Below are 23,825 nucleotides of genomic sequence, written 5' to 3'. Positions count from 1 at the left end.
CGTCGAGAAACTCGGCGAATTTCGAGGCTGGGTAAGGCCTCTGCCGGTTGACAGGGCAGGGGAACAAAACGATAGTTCGGCTAAATCAAGAAACCTGTCGGCGGGCCGTCTGCCGACATGCATGAGCTGGGCGGCGCAGCGCCGTCCTCAATAACCTAGGGAGAGAATTCGATGTCTTATCGCCTCGGGGTCGATGTGGGGGGAACCTTCACAGACCTGCTTCTAATTAACGAGAAGGACGGATCGACGCATACCGCGAAAGTACCGTCGACGCCCGAGGATTCCTCGAAAGGCGTGCTCAACGGTATCGAGCGGGTTTGCAAAAAGGCGGGCATCAATCCCGAGCAAATCACCCATGTGATGCATGGCACGACCGTCGCGACCAACACCGTTCTAACGAACGCCGGGGCGCGCGTCGGCTTGATCACGACCAAAGGCTACGGCCAGGTCCTCCAAATCGCGCGCTCCTACGTTCCGGGCGGCCTCGGCGGTTGGGTTATCTTCAACAAGACCGACCCGCTCGCTCCGCTGGAGTGCACAATCGAAGCCGACGAGCGTGTCGGCGCCCGCGGCGATGTCGTTCGCAAGCTCAACGAAGCGGATCTTGAGAGCAAGCTACGCGACCTCAAGAAGAAGCAGAAGATCGAAGCGCTGACGATTTGCTTCATCAACTCCTTCTCGAACGGCGAGCACGAACTTAAAGCACGCAAGGTCGCCCAGAAAGTTTTCCCGGACATCCCCATCTCGATCTCTTCGGAAGTCGTGCCCGAGATGCAGGAATACGAGCGGACGGAGACGACGGTCGTTAACTCCTACGTCCGCCCGGTCGTATCCAAGTATGTCCGCAACCTGCATACCGAACTGACCCGGCGCATGAAGGACGTGCAGCTACACGTGTTGCGCTCGGACGGCGGCTTGGCCTCGGTCGAGGCGGCCGAGAACACACCGGTCAACTTGCTGATGAGCGGTCCTGCCGGCGGCGTCGCCGGCGCGGTCTGGATTGCCGGACAGGCTGGCTTCAAGGATCTGCTGACCTTCGACATGGGCGGTACCTCCACCGACGTGGCGCTGGTGCAGAATGGAACGGCGCAGAAACGCCGTGAAACCCGCGTCGCCGACGTTACGGTGCGCGCCTCGTCGATCGACGTACGGACCGTCGGCGCCGGTGGCGGTTCGATCGCCTACTCGCCCGAACTCACTCGAGCGCTCCGTGTCGGCCCGCAATCGGCGGGTGCGACCCCGGGTCCGGCTGCTTACGGCAAGGGCGGCGAAGAGCCGACCGTGACCGACGCCAACGTCGCGCTGGGCTATCTCCCCGGTAATGCCAAGCTCGGCGGCGACATGGCGATGAAGCCGGAACTAGCCGCCAAGTCCCTCGAAAAAGTTGCCAAGATCATGGACCTGTCGGTCCTCGATGCGGCCGAGGGTGTCTACAACATCGTTAACGAAAACATGTTCGGTGCGTTGCGTCTCGTTTCGGTCGAGCAGGGCTTCGATCCCCGCGATTTCGCCCTGATCGCGTTCGGTGGCGCCGGTCCGCTTCACGGCAACGCACTCGGCAAGTTGATGGGGTCGTGGCCGGTGATCATTCCGCCGGGTCCGGGCGTGTTGTGCGCCTACGGCGATGCGACAACCCGTATTCGCGACGAGTCCTCGCGGTCGTTCATCCGGACCTTCCCGGAAACCAGCGACAAGGAAGTCGGCGGCATCCTCAAGGAGCTTGCCGAACTCGCCGCAACGGAACTCGATGCCGAGGGCGTGCCCCGGGCCGAGCAGACGACGAGCTACGAAATCGACGTCCGTTACCACGGCCAAGGCTTGGTTCTGACCATCTCTTCCGATCCGAAATCCTTCCCCAAGACCGGGTTGGCCGGGATCGAGAAGGAGTTCGACAAGATCCACGAACAGATGTTCACCTTCGCCCTCGAGCACGACCACGAACTGGTCAACCTGCGCGCCATTCAGCAGGGCAAGGCTACGAAGGTTAAGGCCGAGAAGATTGGGCGCGGCCGCGGTGACGCCGCTGAGGCGGTTACCCAGACTACGACCATCTACTTCGAAGGTAAGAACCGCAAAGCCAAGATCTACGATCGATCGAAACTCAAGTCCGGCCACAAGATTTCGGGTCCTGCCATCGTCGAAGAAATGGACTCGACCACGTTGATCCTTCCGGATCACGAAGGGACTGTCGACAATTACGGCAACATTCTAATTCGCCCGGCTGGCAAGTCGGCGGGTAAGACGGCGGCACGCCCCAGCGCCAAGAAAAGCGCCGCGGCGACCAAGCGCCCCGTTAAAAAGGCAAAACCCGTCGCCAAAAAAGCCAAATCCGCCAAAGCGAAGAAGAGATAGCAGGGAGAGCGAAAATGACTGCGAATATCATCCAAGGAAACAAGAAGCCGTTTAAGAAGGTCAAAGTCGACCTCGTCACGCTCGACCTGATCGAAAACGCGCTGAAGAACGCCCGTTGGGAAATGGACGCGGTGCTGTTCCGCACGGCAATGTCGCCGGGCATTCGTGAACAGCACGATGAATTCCCGATGATCGCGAACAACGACGGCAAAATGGTTGTCGGCCAGTTCGGTTCGTTCATCTACGGTTTCATCAATGGCTACAACGGGGACATCGAGGAAGGCGACATCTTCCTGACCAATGACCCCTACGAATGCCGTGGCGCGATCAGCCATCTTCCCGACTGGCTCGTGCTGATGCCGATCTACCACGAACACCGGGTGATCTCCTGGGCGGCGATGTTCGGTCACATGACCGATATCGGCGGCAAGGTACCGGGCAGCCTCCCGGTCGACGCGAACCAGATCTACGAAGAAGGGATCATGATCCCCCCGACGAAGATCTACCGCAAAGGCAAGCTTAACAAGGAAGTGCTCGATCTCATCTTGCACAACTGCCGCCTGCCGCACTGGAATCGGGCCGACTTCAACGCCCTCATCGCTGCGCTGCGCACCGCAGAACGCCGTTGCATCGAAATCGCCGAGCGCTTTGGTGTCGATATCTACATCGAAGCCATGGAGCAGATGCTCGATCGCAACAAACGGGCCATGGGCGCCATCATTAAGATGGTCATTCCCGAGAAGAAGGCCTACTTCGAAGACTACATTTGCGACGACGGCATCGGTACCGGGCCGTACAAGATCGCCTGTAGCGTTGTGCGTAAGGGCGACGTTGCCTACTTCGACTTTACCGGAACTGATCCGCAATCGAAGAGTTCGATCAACTTCTATCTCAACGAGGAAATGTTCAAGATGTTCCTCGGTGCGTTCACCATCAACATCTTCGATCCGCAGATCCTCTTCAACGATGGGTTCTACGACCTCGTAGATGTGACGATCCCTGCCGGAACGATCCTCAAGCCGATGAAGCCGGCGGCGCTTTCCTGCCGTACGCACATGCTCGGTCGTATTTTCGACATCATGGGCGGCTTGCTCGGTCAAGGGAATCCGGACGCACTCAACGCGGCTGGCTTCTCCGATAGCCCTCACTTCATGTATTCGGGCTACGACAAGAACGGCGAGTGGTACCAGCTCTACCAGATCGGCTTTGGTGGCATTCCTGGCCGTCCGGTCGGCGATGGTCCCGATGGGCACTCCCTGTGGCCCTCGTTCACCAACGTTCCCTGTGAGTTCCTGGAAAGCTATTTCCCGCTTCGGATCGACGTCTACGAATCGATCACGGACTCGGGCGGACCGGGCCTGCACCGGGGCGGCAACGGCATTTCAACCGGCTACCGCTTCCTGGAGCCGGGCGAGATCTCGATCCATGACGATCGCTGGCTCACCTATCCGTGGGGCGTCAACGGCGGCCTTCCGGGCGGTCGTAGCACAAAATTGCTGGTTCGCGCCGACGGTTCCGAAGAACTGATGCCGTCCAAGATGGACCACATCAAGGTTGAAGAGGGCGATATCCTCTACTTCAACACCTGGGGTGGCGGCGGCTGGGGCGACCCATTCAAGCGTCCGGCCGAGCGCGTTGCCAAGGACGTCGAGCGTGGTCTGGTCTCCGTTAAGGGTGCCAAGCGCTATGGCGTGGTTCTGAAGGACGATCTTTCGGTCGACGTCGGTGCAACCGAAGCCTTGCGCGCCAAGCTCTCCAAAGAGCGCGGCGAGATCAAGCTGTTCGACTTCGGCGGCACGATCGAAGAACTGAAGGCGCGTTGCAAAGCTGAGACCAGCTTCGATCCGCCTGAAGCGCCGGTGTTCCAGAAATGGCACCAAGTTGCGGCGCAGAAGTTGCGCGAAGCCGCCGAGTAGTCGACGGTTGCCTGCCGGGACGTGTCCCGGTTCGAATGAATGCGTGGCGCCCTTAGTGGCGCCACGCGTCTATCGGGCGACCCTCAGGGGCGCCGGGAGGGGATCCGATGTCCGCACAAAAACGTAAGGCCCTTGCCGCACGAATCCGCGCCAAGGATTTCTTCGTCGCTCCCGGCGTGTACGACATGATTTCGGCGCGTATTGCCGACAGCATGGGGTTCACAGCGAACTACATGACCGGTTACGGCGCGGTCGCCTCATACCTAGGCCTCGCTGACGCCGGGTTGGCCAGCTACCGCGACATGGTCACCCGCGTCGGGCACATCGCCGGTGGTACCGTCACCCCGTTGATCGCGGATGCCGACACGGGCTACGGCGGACTTTTGAATATCGCCCAGACCGTTCGCGGCTACGAAACCGCTGGTGCGTGCGCGTTGCATATCGAAGACCAGGCCGACCCGAAAAAGTGCGGCCACACGCCCGGCAAACAATTGGTCTCGACACACGACATGGTCATGCGGATCAAGGTCGCTGTCGACGCCAAGAGCGACTCCGATTTTATGGTGATCGCCCGGACCGATAGCCGTGCCAACGAAGGACTCGATAGTGCTTGTCGCCGTGCCGAAGCCTATGCCGAGGCCGGCGCAGACGTTCTGTTCATCGAAGCCCCCACCTCTCTCGAGGAGATGGAAATCATCGCGAAGCGATTCGACCAGCCGTTGATGATCAATATTTCGGACGTTGGTCTGACTCCGGTGGTTGCCGCCGACACTTTGCGCGAATTGGGCTACGCCTTCGCGATTTATCCAGGCGCGGCATTCGCCGCGGCGGCACACTCGGTCAAGGTTGTATACGAAACGCTGAAGACTCAAGGCTCGACCGAGAACCTCAGCGTACCTTTGATGCCGGGTCTTGAAATGCACACGCTGATGGGCTTTCCCGACGTGTGGGCGTTCGAGGAAAAGTGGGGCATCGACGTAATGAAGGATGACGATCCGGCGGCCAACCTGCGCCGCCAGGCAAAGGCCGGCTGAACCGGGGAGGGATGACCATGGTCGAACAGGACCTGAACAACGACTATGCCGGGGCGGGTTACAACAAGCGCCTGGGCTTTGGCGCACGACCGGCACTTATCTTGATCGACTATGTCGAAGCCTATTTCGACAAGTCCTCGCCGCTCTATGCCGGTGTCGACGAGGCGCTGGCTTCGGGGATACGGCTACGCGATGCGGCCAGACGTTCTCGCGTGCCGGTGATCTACACCAACGTCGTCTTCTCCAAAGGCGGAATCAACGGCGGGATGTTCATCAAAAAGGTGCCCACCCTCCACATCATGGAACAGGGCGGTCCGATGGGCGCGTGGCCAAAGGGTCTGGAGCCCGCCGAGGATGAGCTGGTCATCTCAAAACAGTATCCCAGCGCCTTCTTTGGCACCTCGCTCTCCTCCACCCTTACCGCGGCGGGGATCGACACGTTGATTTTGACCGGCCTAACCACGAGCGGATGCATCCGGGCCACGTGTATCGACACTGTATCCTATGGATTTCGCCCGATCGTCGTACGCGAAGCGTGCGGCGACCGCGACGAGCGGCCCCACGAAGCCAACCTGTTCGACATGAACGCGAAATATGCTGATGTCGTCAGCGAACAGGAAACCCTCGACTATCTGACCCGTATCGGCAACCAAACCCAAGCAGCCGAATAATCCTTCTTCAGACCACGGAGCGTAGGAAGCATGGCCGACAAGCAGATTCGTCTCAAGCAGGGCGATGTCGTCGCACAATCCAAACAAGTCGTGGATGTAATCGCGAATGGTGGCGTTGCCATCATTCCACTCGATGTGGCCTATGCGATCGTCGGCAACTCCGAAGCTTCGATCAAGACCATCTTCTCGGCCAAGGATCGATCCTTCGAAAAGCCGTCCGGCATGTTCTCGAACTACGATCTGTTGAAGGAAATCCAGATCATCGAGCCTTGGAAGCACGATATTATCAAGGCCGTGATCTTCGATAATAATCTTCCGTTTTCGACGGTCGCACCGTTCCGGGCTGACCATCCGATGTTCAAAAACGTCGCCCCCTTCGTACTCAAGAACTCGACCAAGGTCGGCACGCTCGACATGCTGTTGAATGCCGGCGTTTTCCACAACGAAATGACCCGGCAGTCGCTAGAACGCGGGATGCCGATCCTGGGCTCGTCGGCCAATACCTCGCTCACCGGTTCCAAGTACGAGGTCGACGAAGTGGATGCGCCCGTGCTTGCGGCCGGCGATATCGTAATTGATGGCGGACGGTCCAAATACGCCAATCCCGAAGGGCGCTCCTCGACGATCATCGATTTCGGCGACTTCACAACCATTCGGGTCGGGGTATGTTACGACCAGTTGTGCGAGATTTTCCTCAAGTTCAACGTCGATCTCAAAAAGATCGGCATGGCCAAGAAGTAGGGCCGACATCTCCACGAAAAAGGGCCGCGTTTGCGGCCCTTTTTTTTGTTCCGGAGTTCTGTAGGCTTATTCCGCCGCCTGAGCCGCCTCCGCCGCGCGCTTGCGTTCCTGCGACAGCCACCACTGGGTAATCCGACCGCCCAGCTTTTGTCCCGTCAGTCGTTCGGCGATCGTGACGGCGCGGCGCAGCCCGGCAACGTCGATACCGGTGTCATAGCCGCTCTCGTTCAACATGAAGACCAAGTCCTCGGTCGCCAAGTTTCCCGCGGCCCCAGGGGCGAAGGGACATCCGCCCAGTCCGCCGATGGACGTGTCGAACTCGCGCACACCTTCTTCCAGTGCGACCCAAGCATTGGCCAACCCCATTGCCCGGGTGTCGTGGAAGTGGGCGACGATCTTATCGGCGCCGAATTCCTTTGCCACGGCCGAGATAACCGTCTTGGTCAATTGCGGGTTGCTTGAGCCAATGGTGTCGGCGATGGCAATCTTGTCGGCACCCGCCTCGGCCATCTTGGCGGCCAGGTCCATTACAACTTTAAGCGGCACATGGCCTTCGAACGGACACCCCAATGCGGTGGAAACATAAGCGCGGGCGCCGAGGCCGTCTTTCTTGGCGCGGCGGATCAGCGCGCCAAGGTTTGTTGTCGCCTCGTCCAACGTCATGCGGATATTGGCCATGTTCATTTTTTCGGTCGATGCGAGGGCTACAGCGATGACCTTGACCCCGGCGCCGACGGCTCGTTCATAGCCCTTTTCGTTGAACAGCAGTCCCGAATAATGGACCGTGTCCTGATGCGGCAATTGCGGATAGAGCTCGGCCGAATCGGCCATTTGTGGGACCGCTTTGGGCGACACGAATGACGTAGCTTCGAAAGCGTTCACGCCGGCATCGATCAGAGCCTGACACAGCTCCAACTTGCCCTCTGTCGGTACGTATTTCGGTTGGATCTGCAAACCGTCGCGCAGACCTACTTCGTTGATGGTGACTTTGTCGCCCATGATCGACCTCTATTCTATGGTTCCGTCGGCGCGCAATTTGGCAATCTCGGCGGCGCTTTTGCCCAGCATATCATGCAAGACCTGATCGGTGTGTTGCCCCAGTTTCGGCGGTGATTCCCAGGTGTCCTGGTGATCGCTCAGTTTGACCGGGTTGCCTGGCGCGCGGAAACTGCCGCCGTCGACATGGGGAATTTCCACCACCATATCGCGCGACAGAACCTGGGCGTCGGACAAGGCATGGGCAAAGTCGTTTACCGGCGCATGGGGAATGCGCGCGGCTTCAAGCAAGGGCAGCCAATGTTCGGCCGGTTGCTTTTCGAAATGTTCCTGGACCCTGGCGTTGATCTTCTTTTGGTCGCGTAAACGCGCTGGCTGGGTCTTGTATTCGGCTTGCCGCAGCATGTCGTCATCCAGCATCTCTGCCAGGGCCTCGAAGAAGTTGTCCGTGATGATGGCGAGGACAACCGGTAGGGTCGTGGTCCGGAAGACGTCGTAGGGCACATGGACGAAATGGGAATTGCCGATCCCATAGGGGTTTTCGTCTGACAGGAAATACATCGTCGCCATATAGTTCAGCATCGATATTTGGGCATCGAGCATCGAAATATCGACGTGCTGGCCGCGCCCTGTCCGTTGGCGTTCGTGTAGCGCCGCCAAAATGCCGATCGAGCCGAACAGCCCGCCGCCGAGATCGCCGATGGGGATTCCGGCCCGCAGCGGTCCGGTGCTCGGATCGCCGGTGATCGACATGCCTCCACCAGTCGCCTGGGCCACCATGTCGAAGGCCGGCCGCTTGTTGGCGGGGCCGGTTTCGCCAAACCCGGTCACGCAGCAGGTAATGATCCGCGGATTGACCTTCGATAGGCTGGCGTAATCAATCTTTAGGCGTTCCGGGACGCCCGCTGAAAAGTTGCTGATGACGACGTCCGCCTTCTTGACCAACTCGTAGAACACCTCGCGGCCAGCGTCGGACTTTAGGTCGATACAAACACTCTTTTTGCCCCGGTTCAGCGTCAGGAAATAAGACCCCATCCCATTCAACGAGTTTTTGGGATCCTTGGCCTGCAATGCGCGGGTGCCTTCGCCGCGGCCCGGCGGCTCGACCTTGATCGTCTGCGCCCCGAGATCGGTCAACAGCATGGCGCCGTAGGGGCCGGACAGCATGTGGGTCAGGTCGAGCAGGACCACGTCCTCAAGGGCTTTCATCAGTCCGTATTCTCCCGTTAAGCGTCGGATATTGGCGCGGGTATCCTAACATTCAAGAGTCCCTTTGCAAGCTGCCCCACGTGCCTAACCCTATGAGGAATAGGCGTTTTCAGCGCCTTGCGCGGGTCCTGGGCGGGCCCTAGGGTAAGCCCCAATCGTGGTCAATCAACAGGGGAGCGAAGCGATGGCGGATGCCTATCAAGGTGCGAGTTACGGTGAATATTCGATCGGTTTCGGCGTGCGTCCAGCTGTCGTTGTCGTCGATTTCCAAAAGGCTTTTACCGACCCGCAATATCCGATCGGCGGCTTCAAACACATCCATGACGCCCGCGATGAAACCAGTGCCCTTCTCGATGTCGCGCGTCGCTGCGGCGTTCCGATTGCGAGCTGCTTCACCGGCTATTGGTCGCAACAGGACATGCCGTATTGGAAGATCGGCGCTGTGCGCGACGGGTTTTTCCTCGACCACCCGAGCATGGACATCGACGAAAAGGTCTTGGACGCAAAGTACGACTATGTCTTCCCCAAGTCCGCGCCGTCGATTTTCTTCAAAACCCCGCTGACGACGTTCCTGACCAAACATAACGTCGATACGGTCATCGTCACCGGCTGCACGACTAGTGGCTGCGTGCGGGCCAGCGTGATCGACAGCTTCTCGCACGGCTATCGCACCATGGTCCCGGAAACCTGCGTCGGCGATGCCGATGAGCGCCCCCATAACGACAACCTGCGCGATGTCGGCCGGCGCTATGCCGACGTCGTCAGCCGGGGCGAGGTTGAGGCCTATTTCGAGGACGTGCGCAAAAAGAACGCGTAAGTCCGCTTGGCTCCTCCGGGCGGCCTTCACATCGCTGTGACGTGGCTACCGCAGGCTGCGGCGACCCATGGTTAACGCATTGTTAACCATAACTTTTTTTCGAATCTGATCGCTGTATTCCTATGATCGCCGGATCGTTTTCCGTTGGTCCGTGGTTGTTCGATCATGCCGAGTATCGGCGTTTCTCTTTTCGCGAACTTCGCCCAAGGCATTCTGCCTCGGCCGGGCGGTGGCGGCGCGTTCGAGTCGCCCCAGGCCGGCGCGGTCGCCGATGCACAGGCCGCCGAGCCGTCGGCCCGGGGGCCCGCCACGATTGTCGAACTGTCGGCAGGTGCGCAGGAGGGCGGCGGTCTCCCCGGACAGACCCTTACCGAACCGGAAAAGGCCGAGGTACGCGAGCTTAAAGAGCGCGACGCGGAGGTGCGGCGCCACGAACAGGCCCATGCTCGCGCCGGCGGTCAACACGCAGGTATGCCGACCTATGAGTACGAAACCGGCCCCGATGGAAAGCAATATGCCATTGGTGGGTCGACCCCGATCGACATCAGCCCCATCCTGGGCGACCCCGCCGCCACGATCGAAAAAATGCGGGTGGTTAAGGCGGCGGCAACGGCGCCGGCCGAACCGTCCGGCCAGGATCGCGCGATTGCCGCGCGCGCCGACGCGCAAATGCGCGAAGCCCAGGCCGAACTCGCCAAAGAAAAAGCTGCCGAGTCCGCCACCGTGTTCCGCACCGACCCACCGAGCGATCCACTCGATCAAACCGGTCCGCGCCTACCCGAGCAGGCCGTTGCGGCCTACCGCGGTGCGCTTGGTTTGCTCGAACCCTAATCCGTAGTGTCGTCTGCCGCACCTCCAGACGTTGCCCTGGTTTTTCCCGCATGGCATACCTCTGCCTCGTTTGAGGGAGAGCCAAGATGAAGATACGCGCCGCCGTTTTGCATGAAATGGGGCTACCGCGCCCCTACGGCACCTCCAAGCCGTTAAAGATTGAATCCCTCGACCTCGATCCGCCGGGCGACGGCGAGGTCTTGGTCAAGATCCATGCAGCCGGTCTGTGCCATTCCGACCTTTCAGTGATCGACGGTAACCGGCCGCGCCCGATGCCGATGGCGCTCGGCCACGAGGCCGCCGGCGAAGTGATCGAGATCGGGCACGGCGTGACGGCGGTGGAACCAGGCGATCATGTCGTCTTCGTTTTCGTTCCCAGTTGCGGTCATTGCCGGCCCTGTGCGTCGGGTCGTCCGGCCCTGTGCGAACCTGCGGCAGCCGCGAACGGGCAGGGTACCCTGATGTCCGGGGCCCGCCGTCTCCATCTCAACGGCGCGCCGGTCAACCATCACCTCGGGGTCTCGGCCTTCGCCGACCATGCCGTGGTCTCGCAATACTCCTTCGTCAAGATCGAGAAGGACATTCCTTACGATATCGCGGCGCTGTTCGGATGTGCGGTCATCACCGGCGTCGGCGCGGTGGTCAACACCTCGAAGGTTCACCCCGGTTCGACCGTGGCCGTCATCGGCCTAGGCGGTGTCGGGCTCAATGCGCTCCTGGGCGCGCGGCTCGCCGGTGCGCGCCAGATCGTCGCGATCGACATGCGCGAGGACAAGCTCGCGTTTGCCCGCCAGCTCGGCGCGACCGATGCTTTCAATGCCGGGGATGCAAACTGCGTGGCGGCGGTCAAGGAAGCGACCGGCGGCGGTGTTGACTACGCGTTCGAAATGGCCGGGTCCGCCAAGGCGCTCGAACTCGCGTGGAACATCACCGCGCGCGGCGGCGAGACCGTCTCGGCGGGCTTGCCCCATCCGGATCAACGCCTCACCGTTCCCCCGGTGCAACTCGTGGCCGAAGAGCGCACGCTGCGCGGCAGTTATCTTGGCAGTTGCGTCCCTGTGCGCGATATCCCGAACTTCGTGCAGCTCTACCGCGCCGGACAACTTCCTGTAGATAGGTTGATGACCGGTTCGGTCCCGCTCGATGACATTAACGAGGCGTTCGAACGGCTGGCCGAGGGCGAAACCGTCCGCACGGTCGTGGTCCCTTAAGCGTTTTCGGTTCGGTCGCGGTAGGCCTGCAACGCCGCAGGTGTATCGACGTCGACGAAAATTGCATCGTCCTCCAGAGCCACCTCGCACACAGCGTCCTGGTGCGTGCCGATCAGGTGGCGCGCGCCGACATCGCCTGAAAGGCTTGCGATCTCGTCAAAAAAGGCGCGGCCCCAGAGAACGGGATTGCCGCGTTTTCCGCGAGTCGTCGGAACGCAAATACCGCGCCCCTCCACCGGATTGAACCCGGCGATCAGCCGGTCGATATGATCCGCCGTCACCCCCGGCATATCGCCGAGCAGCACGACGGCTCCGTCCGATGCGCTCGGTACCGCCGCGATCCCCGCTTTGAGCGACGCGCTTAACCCGTCGGCAAAGTGCGGGCTGTCGGTAAAGGAGACGCCGGTATCGGCAAGGGCCGCGCGAACGCGCTCGCCCTGATGACCCAGCACCACGACCACGTCGGCGGCCTGGCTCGCCTGGGCGTGGGCGACGACCCGGCGCACCATCGCCTCGCCGTGCACAGCTTCCAGCAGTTTGTTGGCCGCGCCCATGCGCCGCGATTGACCGGCAGCCAACACCACCGCGGTGATGCGCGGGACGCGCGGCGCGCCGTCGCCGGCGCTCGGTTCGCGCAATTGGGGCCGCGACGGGATTTCCTTGAGCAATCCGCCCACGCCCATCGCCTGGATCGCACCCGAATCCACCGGTACGCCCGCCAGGAGGCGCCATAACACCCAATCGACGCCATTCAGTTTGGGCGAGCGCGCGCAGCCGGGCAGGCCAATCACGGGGATGTCGCCGACATGGGCGGTAAGGATCAGGTTGCCTGGATCGACCGGCATCCCGAAATGGTCGATCGCCCCGCCGGCTGCCACGATGCCTGCCGGAACGACGTCGCGCCGGTCGACAATCGCCGAGGCCCCGTACACCAGGATCGGCGCACAACCGCGATCCAGCAGTGCCTTCACCGCGCCCGCAAGTGCGCCTTCGTCGTGGTCGCAACGTTGTTCGGCGACCAAGGTACTGCCCAGCTGGTCCAATCGGTCGCGCAAGACACCCGCCGTCTTGTCCAGCACGCTCTCTTTGGTGCCGGGCAGTACGGTCATTACCAGTCCGACGCTGTGAGGGCGGATCGGCGCAACCCGCACCGGTGGCGTTTCGCTGCGCGCGATAGCGATACATTCGTCCACGGCGGCGCGCGCGGCAGCGAAGGGGATGATCTTGATGGTCGCCAGCAACTGGCCCGCTGTCACGAGGTCGAACGGCGGCAGCGTCGCAATGGTGATGGCCTCGTCGACCTGATTGAGCCGGTCGATACGCTCCCGGTCGATCAAGACCACGCCGGCACCCTCGGCGTAGAGGTTGCACCGACCAGTAAACGCCGCGCTGGTCTTGGTATGTGCGCCCCCTGCCGCCTCGGCGACCGCCGCGGCGGCAGCATCCTCGGGTACGTCGTCCGCTTCGAACCGCGCGGCAAGGACGCTGACGATGCCGGCTTCCGCCAGCGCGACGGTATCCACGGCGCTTAGCCGGCGCCCTTTCTTGAAAACCGTTCCTGCCACGCGCACGCTATGGGCCAGGATGCAATCCTCGGCGTCGGCGACCGGGGTTGGGCCGAAGATCATCCTAGGCCGGCGATTGGCGCAAGCGTTCGGTGATTTGGGCCAGAATGGCCACCGCGATTTCAGCCGGCGATTTGGCGCCGATCGCGAGACCGACCGGCCCGCAGATCCGTGCTATGTCGTTATCGCCGAATCCGGCTTTGCCCAGACGGTAAAGCCGGGCGTTGTGGGTCTTTTTGCTGCCCAGCGCGCCGATGTAGAAGGCGTTGGAGCGGAGCGCCACCTCCAGCGCCGGATCGTCGATCTTGGGGTCATGGGTCAGCGTGACGATCGCGGTGCGGGGGTCTGGGGCGAGGGTTGTCATCGCGTCGTCCGGCCAATCGGTCATCACGGTGACCCCCGGAAAACGCTCGGCGCTGGCAAATGCCGCGCGGGGATCGATCACGGTGACATCGTAGCCTGTCATCGCGGCCATCCGTGCCAACGGCTGGGCGATATGCACTGCGCCGACGATAATCAGACGTAGCGGCGGATTATAGACGTTGAGAAAGATCTGGGCGCCGCCGGCTTCGACCACGCCGCTGCGATCGCGCCGCGCCGCGTCTTGCACTTCTTGCTTCAACGGATCGTCGTCCGCCGCGCCTGGATAGATCAACCGCTCGTCGCCGGTCGCAAGGTCGGTGGCCAGTACGACGGCGCGTTTCGCGGCCCGGTCGGCGAGCACTTGTTTGAGGGTTGCGTCCTTCATGCGACCGGTTCGACAAAAACCTGCACTTTGCCGCCGCAGGCCAAGCCGACTTCCCAGGCCTGCTCATTGGTCACCCCGAAGTCGAGCAACCGGGTGTCGCCGTCCTTGATTGCCGCCAACGCCTGTTCGACCACGGCGCCCTCGATGCAGCCGCCCGAGACTGAACCGACCATGGCGCCGGTATCGTCGACGGCTAATTGCGATCCGACAGGACGGGGCGAAGAGCCCCAGGTCGTCACGACGGTTGCCAGGGCCACCCCTTTGCCGGCGTCGCGCCAGGCGGCGGCTTGGGCCAAAACATCGTCCGAATCGGCGGTCATGCGACGGCTCCCCAGGTAGAGGCGGTTGCTTCGACACTACGCGGCCAGGACCGGCTCAGCGAGTCGGTCAGATCCGCAATACTCTCTAGATTGTGAATCGAACGGAATTCGTCAACATGCGGCAGGATTTGGCGCGCCCCGGCCGCCTTGGCCTCGTATTTGTCGTAGCGGAGCAGCGGGTTGAGCCACAATAGACGGCGGCAAGATTTGTGCAGCCGCTCCATCTCAAAACCAAGATGTTCCGTGCCTTCCCGGTCCAAACCGTCGGTAATCAACAGTACCAGCGCGCCCTGGCCCAGCACCCGGCGCGACCAATGGGTATTGAAATCGCGCAGACAGCCGCTGATCCGGGTGCCGCCCGACCAGTCCTCGACCCCTTCGCTGACTTCCGCCAAGGCGATATCGACATCCTTCTTGCGCAGGTAGCGCGTAACATTGCTGAGTCGCGTCCCGAATACAAAGGTAGCGACACGGTCGCGGTCGTTGGTTACGGCGTGCATGAAATGAAGGAACATCCGCGAATAGCGGCTCATCGAGCCCGAAATGTCGCATAGTACGACCAACGGTGGGTGCCGTTCGATTGGGCTGCGTCGGCGCAGCGGAATGATCGCGCCGCCCGAGCGTAAACTCGCGCGTATCGTCGCCCGCATGTCGATTCGGCGACCGCGTAGGTCGGCGCGAAACCGGCGGGTCTTCACATCGACGATCGGCAGCCGCATCGCGGCAATGGCCTTCTTGGCTTGATCGATTTCCTCCGCCGACATCGACTCGAAATCTCGCGTCTTCAGTTCTTCCTTGGCCGAGAACGTGAATGCCGCGTCGAACAACGTCTCTTCCTCGTCAGCTTGTTCGGCCTGGGCCTGGTTCTCGTTGGGAAAGAGCGCATCCGCGAGGCGGCGGTTTGCCTCCTTTGCTGGCGGCGGCGCTTCGTTCTCGGCGCCGAAGGTCGGCAGCAGCATCGCCATCGCGCGCTCCAAGATGCGCGGATTACGCCAGAATATATGGAAGGCTTGGTCGAAAAGTTCGCGCTGGTCCTGGCGGTTGACGAAGACCGCGTGGAGCGCCCAGTACAAATCTTCGCGGCTGGCGATCCCGGCGGCTTCGACCGCGCGGACTGCTTCAATGACGCGTCCCGGTCCTACTGGCAGGCCGGTGGCCCGCAGAACGCGGGCAAAGTGCATGATGTTGTCGGGGAGCCGGCCGGGTTCAGCCATCGCGATCAGCGCGCCGCGGTACGTTCCGCGTTGACCTGTTCGAGGAGCTTGGCGGCCTCGCTCCCTTGGATCTTGGCGATATCGTCCTGGTATTTCAGCAGGACGCCCAGCGTGTCGTTGACGGTCTGGGGATCGAGCGCAAGTTTGTCGAGTTGCACCAACGCCGACGCCCAGTCGATTGTTTCAGCGACACCGGGGAGCTTGAATAGGTCTTGCTCGCGGAGCGACTGGACGAAGGCGACAACCTCACGGCTGAGGCGCTCGCCGGCGCCCGGAACCTTGCGCGACAGGATTGACAGTTCGCGGACGGCGTCGGGATATCCGATCCAGTGGTAATAGCACCGCCGCTTTAGCGCATCGTGCACCTCGCGGGTCCGGTTCGACGTGATGATGACGATCGGCGCGTGGGCCGCCTTGATCGTCTCGAATTCCGGAATCGTGACCTGGAAATCGGCGAGCAGTTCGAGCAAGTAGGCCTCGAACGGTTCGTCGGTTCGGTCGAGTTCGTCGATCAGTAGCACCGGCGGTCCAGACACATCGGGCTCCAATGCCTGGAGGAGTGGGCGCTTGATCAGGAACCGCTCGGAAAAAATATCGGTCGCTAGCTGTTTGCGATCGCTGATGCCCTCGGCTTCGGCCAGGCGAATCTCGATCATCTGGGCTGGGTAATTCCACTCGTATACCGCCGAGGCGACGTCGAGCCCTTCGTAGCATTGTAGGCGCACCAGGCGGCGGCCCAGGGTACGTGACAATACGTTAGCGATTTCGGTCTTGCCGACACCGGCGTCGCCCTCCAGGAACAGTGGGCGGCCAAGTTTCAGACTGAGGAACAGCGTCGTCGCGAGGGCCCGATCTGCAACGTAGTCGCCTTCTTCGAGTAGCTTGAGCGTTGCGTCGATTGACGCCGGCAATTCACGCATGGGCGGTACCATCGGCAGAGGGTAAGAGGGCAGGGCGGTCCCAACAAGGAGACAAGCCCGCCTCGGCTTCAGAACCGCCGGTCAGGCGATGGTGGCGGCAGCCCGTTTCGCCATCACCGTCACGAGGTGGGCGCGGTAATCGGCACTGCCGTGGAGATCGGCGTTCAAGCCGTCCGACGGGATGGTGATTCCGGCAACCGAGTCGGCGGAGAACTTCGCCGTCAACGCCTTCTCCATCTCGGGAACGCGGAACGCGCAGGGGCCCGCGCCGGTGACGCCGACCCGGATGCCCGAGGGCGTTTCAGCGACCATCACGCCAACCATGGCGTAACGTGACGCCGGTTGCGGGAACTTCTGATAGGCCGCCCGCTTGGGGATCGGGAACGAAACCGCGACGATCAACTCGCCGTCTTCGAGCGCGGTTTCGAACAGTCCCTTGAAGTAGTCGTCTGCCGCGATCTCGCGCTTATTGGTCTTGATCGTCGCACCCAAGCCCATCACCGCGGCCGGATAGTCCGCCGAAGGATCGCTGTTGGCGAGCGACCCGCCGATTGTGCCGCGATGGCGCACCATAGGATCGCCAATCAGGCCGGCAAGGTCGCTCAGAGCCGGGATGGCTTTTTGAACTTCTTTGGAGGAATGAACCTCCCAATGGGTGGTCATAGCGCCGATCGTCACGGTCTTGCCGTCCACCTTGATCCCTTTGAGATCGGCGATTCCGGCCAGATCGATCAAGTCGCTCGGTGCGGCCAAGCGTTGCTTCATCGTCGGCAACAACGTCATACCGCCAGCGAGGATCTTACCGTCTTCGGCGCCGCCGAGTTTCTTGAGGGCATCGTCGACGCTTGAGGCCTTGTGGTATTCGAATTGATACATCGCCCGTCTCCTAGGCTGCTAGCTTTGTGTGCTCGTGTCGTAATCGCGGCGCATGGCGCTGGCGGTCAACGGACTACACTTCCGCGTTCATGATCGCTTTGACGATGTTGTGGTAGCCGGTGCACCGACAGATGTTGCCCTCAAGCTCGTGGCGAACGGTCTTCTCGTCCGCCTTCGGGTGGCGGCGGCGGATATCGATCCCGGCCATCACCATGCCCGGGGTGCAAAACCCGCACTGCAATCCGTGGTGTTCCTTGAACGAGGCCTGCATCGGATGGAGTTTGCCGTCCTTGGCCAACCCTTCGATCGTCGTGACGTCGGCGCCCTCAGCCTGGACTGCCAGCATGGTGCACGATTTCATTGCCTGGCCGTTGACGTGAACGGTGCAGGCGCCGCACTGCGTGGTGTCGCAACCGACATGCGTGCCGGTTAGGCGCAAATGCTCGCGCAAATACTCCACCAGGAGTGTCCGGGGCTCGACATCGGCGCTGACGGCCTTGCCGTTGACGGTCATTGAAACTTTGCCCACAGGCGACCTCCCAAGGAAATCCCCGGTCCCGCGCCTGCGAGCCAGGGGTTGTTGACATTGGCCGGAAACCGGCAAAATTCGCGTTGGCCGGATACCGGCAACGTTCGCATTCGGCGGTAGTTTCCTAGGCCCGATGGGTCAGGTCAAGTGCGCCGACCGTCTCTTGAATCGTTACAGAACGCTAAACAAAAGCAACACGACGGCGACCACCGCGACAAGCCCGACAATCCAGGTCGCGGTGCTGATCGTCTTGGAGGGTTTCTCCGCTGTCTCGTGGTTGACGGCGAGGGCCGGGCCCGGTGTTTCGCCTCCCGCAGGTGCCGCCGCCGGGGCGGCGCCTGCCGCCGCGGCACCGCCGACATGGGCCGCAAAGTTGGAGAAGAACTCATCGGCGATCTTCTTGGCCGCCCCATCGACCAGCCGCGCGCCGATTTGCGCGAGTTTGCCGCCGACCTGGGCGTTGGCTTCGTAACGTAAAACGGTATCGCCGCCGTCCTCCTCCAGCGTCACCGTAGCGCCGCCCTTGCCGAAGCCGGCCGGGCCGCCCTGTCCCTCGCCGGAAATCCGGTAGCTACTGGGCGGGTTGAGGTCGGACAACGTCACTTTGCCCTTGAAGCGGGCGCTGACCGGGCCGACCTTGGCCTTAACCGTGGCCGTCATTTCGGTCTCGGACGTCTTGTCGATGGTCTCGCAGCCCGGGATGCAGGCCTTCAGGATCTCCGGATCGTTGAGCGCCTCCCATACGACCTGTTTGGCCGCGGGAATTCGATATTCACCCTTCATATCCATAGGAAAAGTCGCCTGTTATGGGTTCGTTAATCGTTGCCGGGCAACGTAGTCATCGCGCCTCCGCGGGGCAAGGGCAGCAGGTTTTGCCACGGGCCGCCGGTGGGGTCTAAAGTTATCGAACCTGAGTACGGACTGGACATTCGACAGTGATCCCGCAGCCGCCGGCCACCCGTTCGACCCTCGATATCGCCTGGTGGTTCCAGGCGCGCGCCGAATCGGCGGGCGAGACGATGTCACAGCGCCGGATGCACTATCTCCTCTACCTCACCCAGGCCCACTACGCTGCCGAGCACCGCGGCCGCAAGATCATGCCGGCAACGTTCCTCGCAACCCAGGTTGGGCCGGTCGAGCCCAATATCCATCAATTGCTCGAAGCCGGCCGCTTTGCCGTCGAGGCGAACGATCCGCCGCGTGCAGTGGAGGATTACCTCGTTGAGATATGGTCGCGCTTCGGCAAGAAGACCGTCAAGCAATTGGAAAACGTAGTCGAACGCGATGGTGCCTGGCGCGGCGTCCTGCGCAAAGGCGCCTTGCTCGAAATCCCAATCGAACTGCTCTACCGTGCCTATGGCGGGGGCGCCGACGCGGTACCCTTGGACAAGCGCACCAGTGCCGGCCAGAACCGCAACAAAGAACAGGAATATTGGACCCTCACCGGTAAGAAAGCCGAAAAGTGGGTGCCGGGCCTCTCGGGCAGCCCACCGCGGCAGACCAAGGCGAACGGCGCACGGAAGGCCGCCGCGGGCGCTGGTGTGCGGCGAATCCTTTCAGCCGAGGAAGCGGCCCAGCGTGGCAAGCGCGCCGCGCCTGCCAAACCCAACGCGCGCTAGTGGCGCGCGCGCTCCGGATTCGGGCACTCAAGGTGCCGCCGTCGATCATCCTGGCCCGTGCCGCCCAGGACCCGCGTCTCGCCGAGGCATTTTCTGACGTCTCCTTTGCGACCTGGCCCGACGCCAAGGCCATGCGGGCCGATCTCGAATCGGGTGCGGTCGATCTTTGCATCGTCCCGACCAATGTCGCCGCCGCGCTCTACAACGCGGGTACGCCCATCCGCCTGTTGTGCGTCAACGTGTGGGGCATCTTGCATGTCTTGTCGCACGCGCCGATGACCGGCGCTTGGCCGTCGTTGCGCGGCAAAAAGATTGCCATCCCTCTCAAGGGGAACATGCCCGATACGATCTTCACGACGCTCGCCGCGCGCGCCGGACTCGGCCTGTCGACCGACGCCGAGGTGAGCTACACCGATTCCTATCTAGCCGCGAAGGATGCCCTTGTGAGCGGCGCGTGCGACGTCGCGGTCTTGCCCGAACCGGTCGCGAGCGCCGCCGCCAGCGAAGGCGCCCACCGCGTTCTCGATCTGCAACGGGAATGGGCGGCGTTGACCGGTCGTGCGCCGCGCTTCCCGCAGGCCGCAACGGTTGTTCCGGAAGATCTGACCGCCGGCGAATACGATCTCCTCTTTGCGGTCATGGTCGATGCGCTGAATTGGATGGCCACAAATCCCGACGATGCGGGTGAAACCGGTGTCGCGCTCCTCGGCGTGCCGGCCCCGGTGATCGCCGATTCACTTCGGGCGACAACCTGGTTGTCGTTGGACGGTAATGCCGCGCGCGGCGACCTCGAATACTTCTACGGCGTTCTCATGGACTCCTCGCCCGCACTGGTCGCGGGCGGCCTGCCCGGTGCCGGCTTCTACGGTCGCATCTAACTGAAGTTGAAGACTAGAAACGCCGCGAGAATGACCAACACCCAAAACACCGCACGACCCGTTGGTAGGGTCCGCGCGAGCAGGCCCGCGGGGCCGTGATACCGCGCTAGAGAATCGACGATCGATCCGATTTGCTCGCGTGTGCCACCCAAGACCCCGTCGATCAAGTCGCGTAAATCCCTCGAGAACCAGGCGATCGCCGCCGGTGCGGCGCGCCGGTACAACCAATCGACGTCCAGACTGATCGTCAACGTTCGCTTCATCAGGGGAAGCAAAAGGAAAAACGCGAGACCCGAGAACAGCAGCAACTGCAACTGCGCAACGACATGGCTGCCCGTGTAGGGCACGAATTCGACCGGGAAGGGGAGCAGAGCGTACAGGGGGCGCGGGAAGATACCGATCGCAAGGCACAAAGCCGCGAACAGAATCATTGCGGCCCGCATCGTCCAGGGCGGATCGGGCGGCCGCAATCCAGAGTCTTTTTGAAAGAATACGAACCAGGGGAATTTGATCCCGGCATGCAAGAAGACCCCGGCGGAAGCCGCGGTGAGCAGAAGCCACACCCACATCAGATGCTGGTCCGCGGCGCTCTGACTGATCATCGACTTGCTGACGAAACCCGAGGTGAGCGGGAAGGCGGAGATCGCCAGCGCCCCGATAATACCGCAGGTGGCGGTGATCGGCATGCTCTGAAACAGACCGCCTAAATCCGTGCACTTGCGCCGGCCCGTCATATACAGCACCGATCCGGCCGACATCAGTAGCAGACCCTTATAGATGATATGGGCGAAGGCGTGCGCTGCCGCGCCGTTCAGCGCCATCTCGGTGCCGATCCCGATGCCCGTCACCATGAAGCCGACTTGGTTGACGATGCTGTAGGCAAGAATGCGGCGCATGTCGTTTTCGAGCAGTGCGTAGATGATCCCGTAGAACACCATGAACAGGCCGACATAGATCAACGCTTCGGTGCCCGGGAACGCGACCCACAGAACGAACACGGCGGTCTTTGTGGTGAAGGCCGACAGGAAAACCGTTCCGGCCGGCGAGGCCTCGGGGTAGGCGTCGGGGATCCACGACGACATCGGCCACGCCCCGGCGTTGATCAGGAAGCCGCCCAGCATCAGCCACTGCGCCCAGGTGTCGAGCGCGACCGCGCCGAACGCAACCGACCCGGTTTGGTCGACGTGGCCGATCAGGCCGATCATCAGAACGACACCGCCGAAGAAGTGGATCAACGCATAGCGCAGGCCCGCGCGCCGGGCGGCATCGGTGCCGCCGCTCCATACCACCAGCGTCGACCCGATGGCCATGATTTCCCAGAACACGAACACCGTGATGAAGTCGCCGGCAAGGGCAACTCCGATCGCGCTCCCGGCATAGAGAAACGCTGCCGCCATTTCCGTCGGCTTGGCGCTGCGCAGCGCGAAGAGTGCGCCGCCGAACGCCATGATCGCGAAGACAGTGGCGAACAAGATGCCGATCGACGAATAGAACACCGGCAGGACGTCGTAGCCTAAAAAGGGCGCGCTCCAGATCGCGCCGCCGTCCGGCCCGGTGGCCCACATCGCCAGCAGGGCCAGCACCGGTAGGATGAGCGCAAGAGCCTTGCGAGTGGTGGGGCCGACAAAGGGAATCAAGCCCGCGCCCGCGATCAGGATCAGCCCCGGCGGCACGGCGCTAATCATAATAGTTGTCCTTCCGCTTGATCGCGGTGCCCAGTATCTTGGCGCCGACGACCATTAGCGCGCAGGCCCCAAGACCGTACCAGGCGTTGAACCCGAACGCTTCGTCTACCCCAAACTCCCCGTGCACGTGGAAGACGATTTGCAACAGGACGGTCACTGCCAGAACCGCGTACATGGCGATCCACAGCAACCGGATCGTTTTAGGACGGACCAGCCAATGCTTTTCCATCAGAAACCCCCGACGATTTCAGCGGCGACCCGCAGGGCCGGTTGGGCGAACAAGAACATTGCGAAGGTCAGTGCCACAGACGCGCCGAGCGCGATCAGAATCGGCAGCGGCGCCTCTCCGTGGGTCGGCGGCCCGGAAACCTCGGGGGCCTGAAAGAATGCCGCATAGACGATCGGTAGCAGGTAGGCGGCGCTAAGCAGCGTACTGACGATCAGAACCACGACCATCAGGGGCTGTTCGGCCTGGATCGCGCCCAGCACGATGTACCATTTGCTGACGAAGCCCGCGGTCGGTGGCAACCCGATGATGGAGAACGCCCCGATCGCGAAGAACGTCATCGTCCAGGGCATCGTGCGTCCGATTCCCTTGAGCTGACTGACGGTGGTTTTGCTCGACGCGACGTAGATCGCCCCAGCGCAAAAGAACAACGTGATCTTGCCAAAGGCGTGGGAGGCGATATGCAATGCCCCGCCGACGATCCCCGCCGAGTTAGCCAGCATCGCCGCCATGACAATGTAGGAAAGCTGACTGACCGTCGAATAGGCGAGGCGGCGTTTAAGGTTGTCCTGGCGCAATGCGATGATCGAGGCGATTAAGATCGTCGCGGCCGCAACCCAAAGAAAGAACGTGCTCGCACCGGTCGACGACAGCAGGTCGATGCCGAACGTGTAGTAGGTGACCTTCACCACCGAAAACACACCGGCCTTCACGACGGCAACGGCATGGAGCAGGGCGCTCACCGGTGTGGGGGCCACCATCGCCGCGGGCAGCCAGCGATGGAACGGCATCACCCCGGCCTTGCCGATCCCGAAGACGAACAGCGCCAGCATCGCCGCGAGAACCGTAGTGCTGGTTTGGCTGGCGAAAACGCCGCCCGGCGTGAACGCGAGGGTGCCTGCTTCGTGCCAAACCCACAGCACGCCGAAGAGGAAGAACCCGATCGAGGTGCTCAGCAGGATGCCGAGATAGGTGCGCCCGCCGCGCCGCGCCGCGTCGTCGTTGTGGTGGGTCACCAGCGGATAGGTCGACAGCGACAGCGCTTCGTAGAAAATGAACAACGTGATCAGATTGCCCGCATAGGCGACCCCCATCGTGCTGGCCAAGGCAATGGCAAAGAACGTGTAGAAGCGGGTTTGGTTGGCTTCGTGTTTGCCCCGCATGTACCCGATCGCGTAGATCGACGTGACGATCCACAGGCAACTCGCGACCAGCCCGAAGATCACCCCCAACGGTTCGGCACCCAGGACGATCGGTGCGCCCGGGATGAGCCCGGCGAGAATCACTTCCGGTCGCGCGCCGTGCAGGACGTCGGCAGCCAAGGCGATGTTGATCGCAAAAAGGGCGGTGGCGGTGAGCAAGGTGGCTGCCTCGCGGACGTTCGGCCAGCGCCCCAACTGGGAAATTACCGCAGCACCGGCAAGCGGTACCGCCAGCGTGAGGATCATCAGGGTTTCGGCCGTCATC

23 protein-coding genes are annotated in these 23,825 nt (G+C 62.0%); 10 read left to right on the top strand and 13 right to left on the bottom strand.

Features of this window, described 5'->3' with window-relative positions; all coding sequences use genetic code 11:
- The first annotated feature begins 171 nt into the window (after window positions 1-171).
- The 5 genes from RID42_15445 to RID42_15425 all read left to right on the top strand — a co-directional run bounded on the left by RID42_15445 (window position 172) and on the right by RID42_15425 (window position 6,714).
- Window positions 172-2,352, top strand: coding sequence for a hydantoinase/oxoprolinase family protein (locus RID42_15445; protein MEQ8249073.1), 2,181 nt, complete (start codon window positions 172-174; stop codon window positions 2,350-2,352).
- A gap of 14 nt (window positions 2,353-2,366) precedes the next feature.
- Window positions 2,367-4,268, top strand: a complete 1,902-nt coding sequence (locus tag RID42_15440; protein ID MEQ8249072.1) for a hydantoinase B/oxoprolinase family protein — start codon at window positions 2,367-2,369, stop codon at window positions 4,266-4,268.
- 107 nt (window positions 4,269-4,375) lie between these two features.
- Complete coding sequence (locus RID42_15435) at window positions 4,376-5,302, top strand: isocitrate lyase/PEP mutase family protein (protein ID MEQ8249071.1); 927 nt, start codon at window positions 4,376-4,378, stop codon at window positions 5,300-5,302.
- Between the two features lie 17 nt (window positions 5,303-5,319).
- A complete protein-coding gene (locus tag RID42_15430) occupies window positions 5,320-5,973 on the top strand; it encodes an isochorismatase family protein (GenBank protein ID MEQ8249070.1) in 654 nt (217 codons plus the stop codon).
- 30 nt (window positions 5,974-6,003) lie between these two features.
- Window positions 6,004-6,714, top strand: a complete 711-nt coding sequence (locus RID42_15425; protein ID MEQ8249069.1) for a Sua5/YciO/YrdC/YwlC family protein — start codon at window positions 6,004-6,006, stop codon at window positions 6,712-6,714.
- Window positions 6,715-6,780: 66 nt separating this feature from the next.
- Here RID42_15425 and RID42_15420 read toward each other — a convergent pair whose 3' ends face one another.
- Window positions 6,781-7,713 carry a hydroxymethylglutaryl-CoA lyase gene (locus RID42_15420; GenBank protein MEQ8249068.1) on the bottom strand — a complete coding sequence of 311 codons (933 nt, stop codon included), beginning with the start codon at window positions 7,711-7,713 and terminating at the stop codon, window positions 6,781-6,783.
- A gap of 9 nt (window positions 7,714-7,722) precedes the next feature.
- Entirely contained in the window at window positions 7,723-8,919 is a 1,197-nt protein-coding gene (locus RID42_15415; GenBank protein MEQ8249067.1) for a CoA transferase, read from the bottom strand.
- A 184-nt stretch (window positions 8,920-9,103) separates the two neighbouring features.
- Between RID42_15415 and RID42_15410 the strand changes: the two genes are divergently transcribed.
- The 3 genes from RID42_15410 (at window position 9,104) to RID42_15400 (ending at window position 11,778) form a co-directional block, all read left to right on the top strand.
- The gene (locus RID42_15410) at window positions 9,104-9,736 is read left to right on the top strand and encodes an isochorismatase family protein (GenBank protein ID MEQ8249066.1); all 633 of its coding nucleotides are present in this window, start codon (window positions 9,104-9,106) and stop codon (window positions 9,734-9,736) included.
- 165 nt (window positions 9,737-9,901) lie between these two features.
- Window positions 9,902-10,567: a putative metalloprotease CJM1_0395 family protein gene (locus tag RID42_15405; protein MEQ8249065.1), complete on the top strand. Its 666-nt coding sequence runs from the start codon at window positions 9,902-9,904 to the stop codon at window positions 10,565-10,567.
- A gap of 86 nt (window positions 10,568-10,653) precedes the next feature.
- Complete coding sequence (locus RID42_15400) at window positions 10,654-11,778, top strand: zinc-dependent alcohol dehydrogenase family protein (GenBank protein MEQ8249064.1); 1,125 nt, start codon at window positions 10,654-10,656, stop codon at window positions 11,776-11,778.
- On the opposite strand, the gene RID42_15395 is transcribed toward RID42_15400, so the two are convergent.
- From RID42_15395 to RID42_15360, 8 genes are all read right to left on the bottom strand, one after another.
- Window positions 11,775-13,406 (bottom strand): molybdopterin-binding/glycosyltransferase family 2 protein, encoded by a 1,632-nt coding sequence (locus tag RID42_15395; GenBank protein ID MEQ8249063.1) that lies wholly within the window; start codon window positions 13,404-13,406, stop codon window positions 11,775-11,777. The genes RID42_15400 and RID42_15395 overlap by 4 nt on opposite strands.
- 1 nt (window position 13,407) lies before the next feature.
- On the bottom strand, window positions 13,408-14,091 hold the full coding sequence (locus tag RID42_15390; protein ID MEQ8249062.1) for an XdhC family protein: 684 nt from the start codon (window positions 14,089-14,091) through the stop codon (window positions 13,408-13,410).
- Entirely contained in the window at window positions 14,088-14,411 is a 324-nt protein-coding gene (locus RID42_15385; protein ID MEQ8249061.1) for an XdhC family protein, read from the bottom strand. Before RID42_15385 ends, RID42_15390 begins: the two co-directional genes overlap by 4 nt.
- On the bottom strand, window positions 14,408-15,625 hold the full coding sequence (locus RID42_15380) for a VWA domain-containing protein (GenBank protein ID MEQ8249060.1): 1,218 nt from the start codon (window positions 15,623-15,625) through the stop codon (window positions 14,408-14,410). Before RID42_15380 ends, RID42_15385 begins: the two co-directional genes overlap by 4 nt.
- Window positions 15,626-15,630: 5 nt before the next feature.
- Window positions 15,631-16,545: a MoxR family ATPase gene (locus tag RID42_15375; GenBank protein ID MEQ8249059.1), complete on the bottom strand. Its 915-nt coding sequence runs from the start codon at window positions 16,543-16,545 to the stop codon at window positions 15,631-15,633.
- Window positions 16,546-16,626: 81 nt separating this feature from the next.
- Entirely contained in the window at window positions 16,627-17,421 is a 795-nt protein-coding gene (locus RID42_15370; protein ID MEQ8249058.1) for a xanthine dehydrogenase family protein subunit M, read from the bottom strand.
- Between the two features lie 73 nt (window positions 17,422-17,494).
- Window positions 17,495-17,950, bottom strand: a complete 456-nt coding sequence (locus tag RID42_15365) for a (2Fe-2S)-binding protein (GenBank protein MEQ8249057.1) — start codon at window positions 17,948-17,950, stop codon at window positions 17,495-17,497.
- A 171-nt stretch (window positions 17,951-18,121) separates the two neighbouring features.
- Window positions 18,122-18,739 carry a carbon monoxide dehydrogenase subunit G gene (locus RID42_15360; protein MEQ8249056.1) on the bottom strand — a complete coding sequence of 206 codons (618 nt, stop codon included), beginning with the start codon at window positions 18,737-18,739 and terminating at the stop codon, window positions 18,122-18,124.
- 146 nt (window positions 18,740-18,885) lie between these two features.
- Here RID42_15360 and RID42_15355 point away from each other — a divergent pair, with 146 nt between their 5' ends.
- Together RID42_15355 and RID42_15350 are read left to right on the top strand one after the other, a co-directional pair.
- A complete protein-coding gene (locus tag RID42_15355) occupies window positions 18,886-19,569 on the top strand; it encodes a hypothetical protein (protein MEQ8249055.1) in 684 nt (227 codons plus the stop codon).
- Window positions 19,569-20,447 (top strand): hypothetical protein, encoded by an 879-nt coding sequence (locus RID42_15350; GenBank protein ID MEQ8249054.1) that lies wholly within the window; start codon window positions 19,569-19,571, stop codon window positions 20,445-20,447. The genes RID42_15355 and RID42_15350 overlap by 1 nt, the downstream gene beginning before the upstream one ends.
- Here RID42_15350 and RID42_15345 read toward each other — a convergent pair.
- Genes RID42_15345 through RID42_15335 form a run of 3 tightly spaced genes read right to left on the bottom strand, consistent with a single transcriptional unit; the run spans window position 20,444 to window position 23,824 of the window.
- Window positions 20,444-22,132, bottom strand: a complete 1,689-nt coding sequence (locus tag RID42_15345; GenBank protein ID MEQ8249053.1) for a Na(+)/H(+) antiporter subunit D — start codon at window positions 22,130-22,132, stop codon at window positions 20,444-20,446. The genes RID42_15350 and RID42_15345 overlap by 4 nt on opposite strands.
- On the bottom strand, window positions 22,125-22,361 hold the full coding sequence (locus RID42_15340; GenBank protein MEQ8249052.1) for a hypothetical protein: 237 nt from the start codon (window positions 22,359-22,361) through the stop codon (window positions 22,125-22,127). The genes RID42_15345 and RID42_15340 overlap by 8 nt, the downstream gene beginning before the upstream one ends.
- Entirely contained in the window at window positions 22,361-23,824 is a 1,464-nt protein-coding gene (locus RID42_15335; protein ID MEQ8249051.1) for a monovalent cation/H+ antiporter subunit D family protein, read from the bottom strand. The genes RID42_15340 and RID42_15335 overlap by 1 nt, the downstream gene beginning before the upstream one ends.
- Between the last annotated feature and the right edge of the window lies 1 nt (window position 23,825).

It is taken from the genome of Alphaproteobacteria bacterium, assembly GCA_040216735.1.
In the GTDB taxonomy this organism is placed as follows: domain Bacteria; phylum Pseudomonadota; class Alphaproteobacteria; order SHVP01; family SHVP01; genus CALJDF01.
This window is presented reverse-complemented; position numbering and strand designations above follow the sequence as displayed.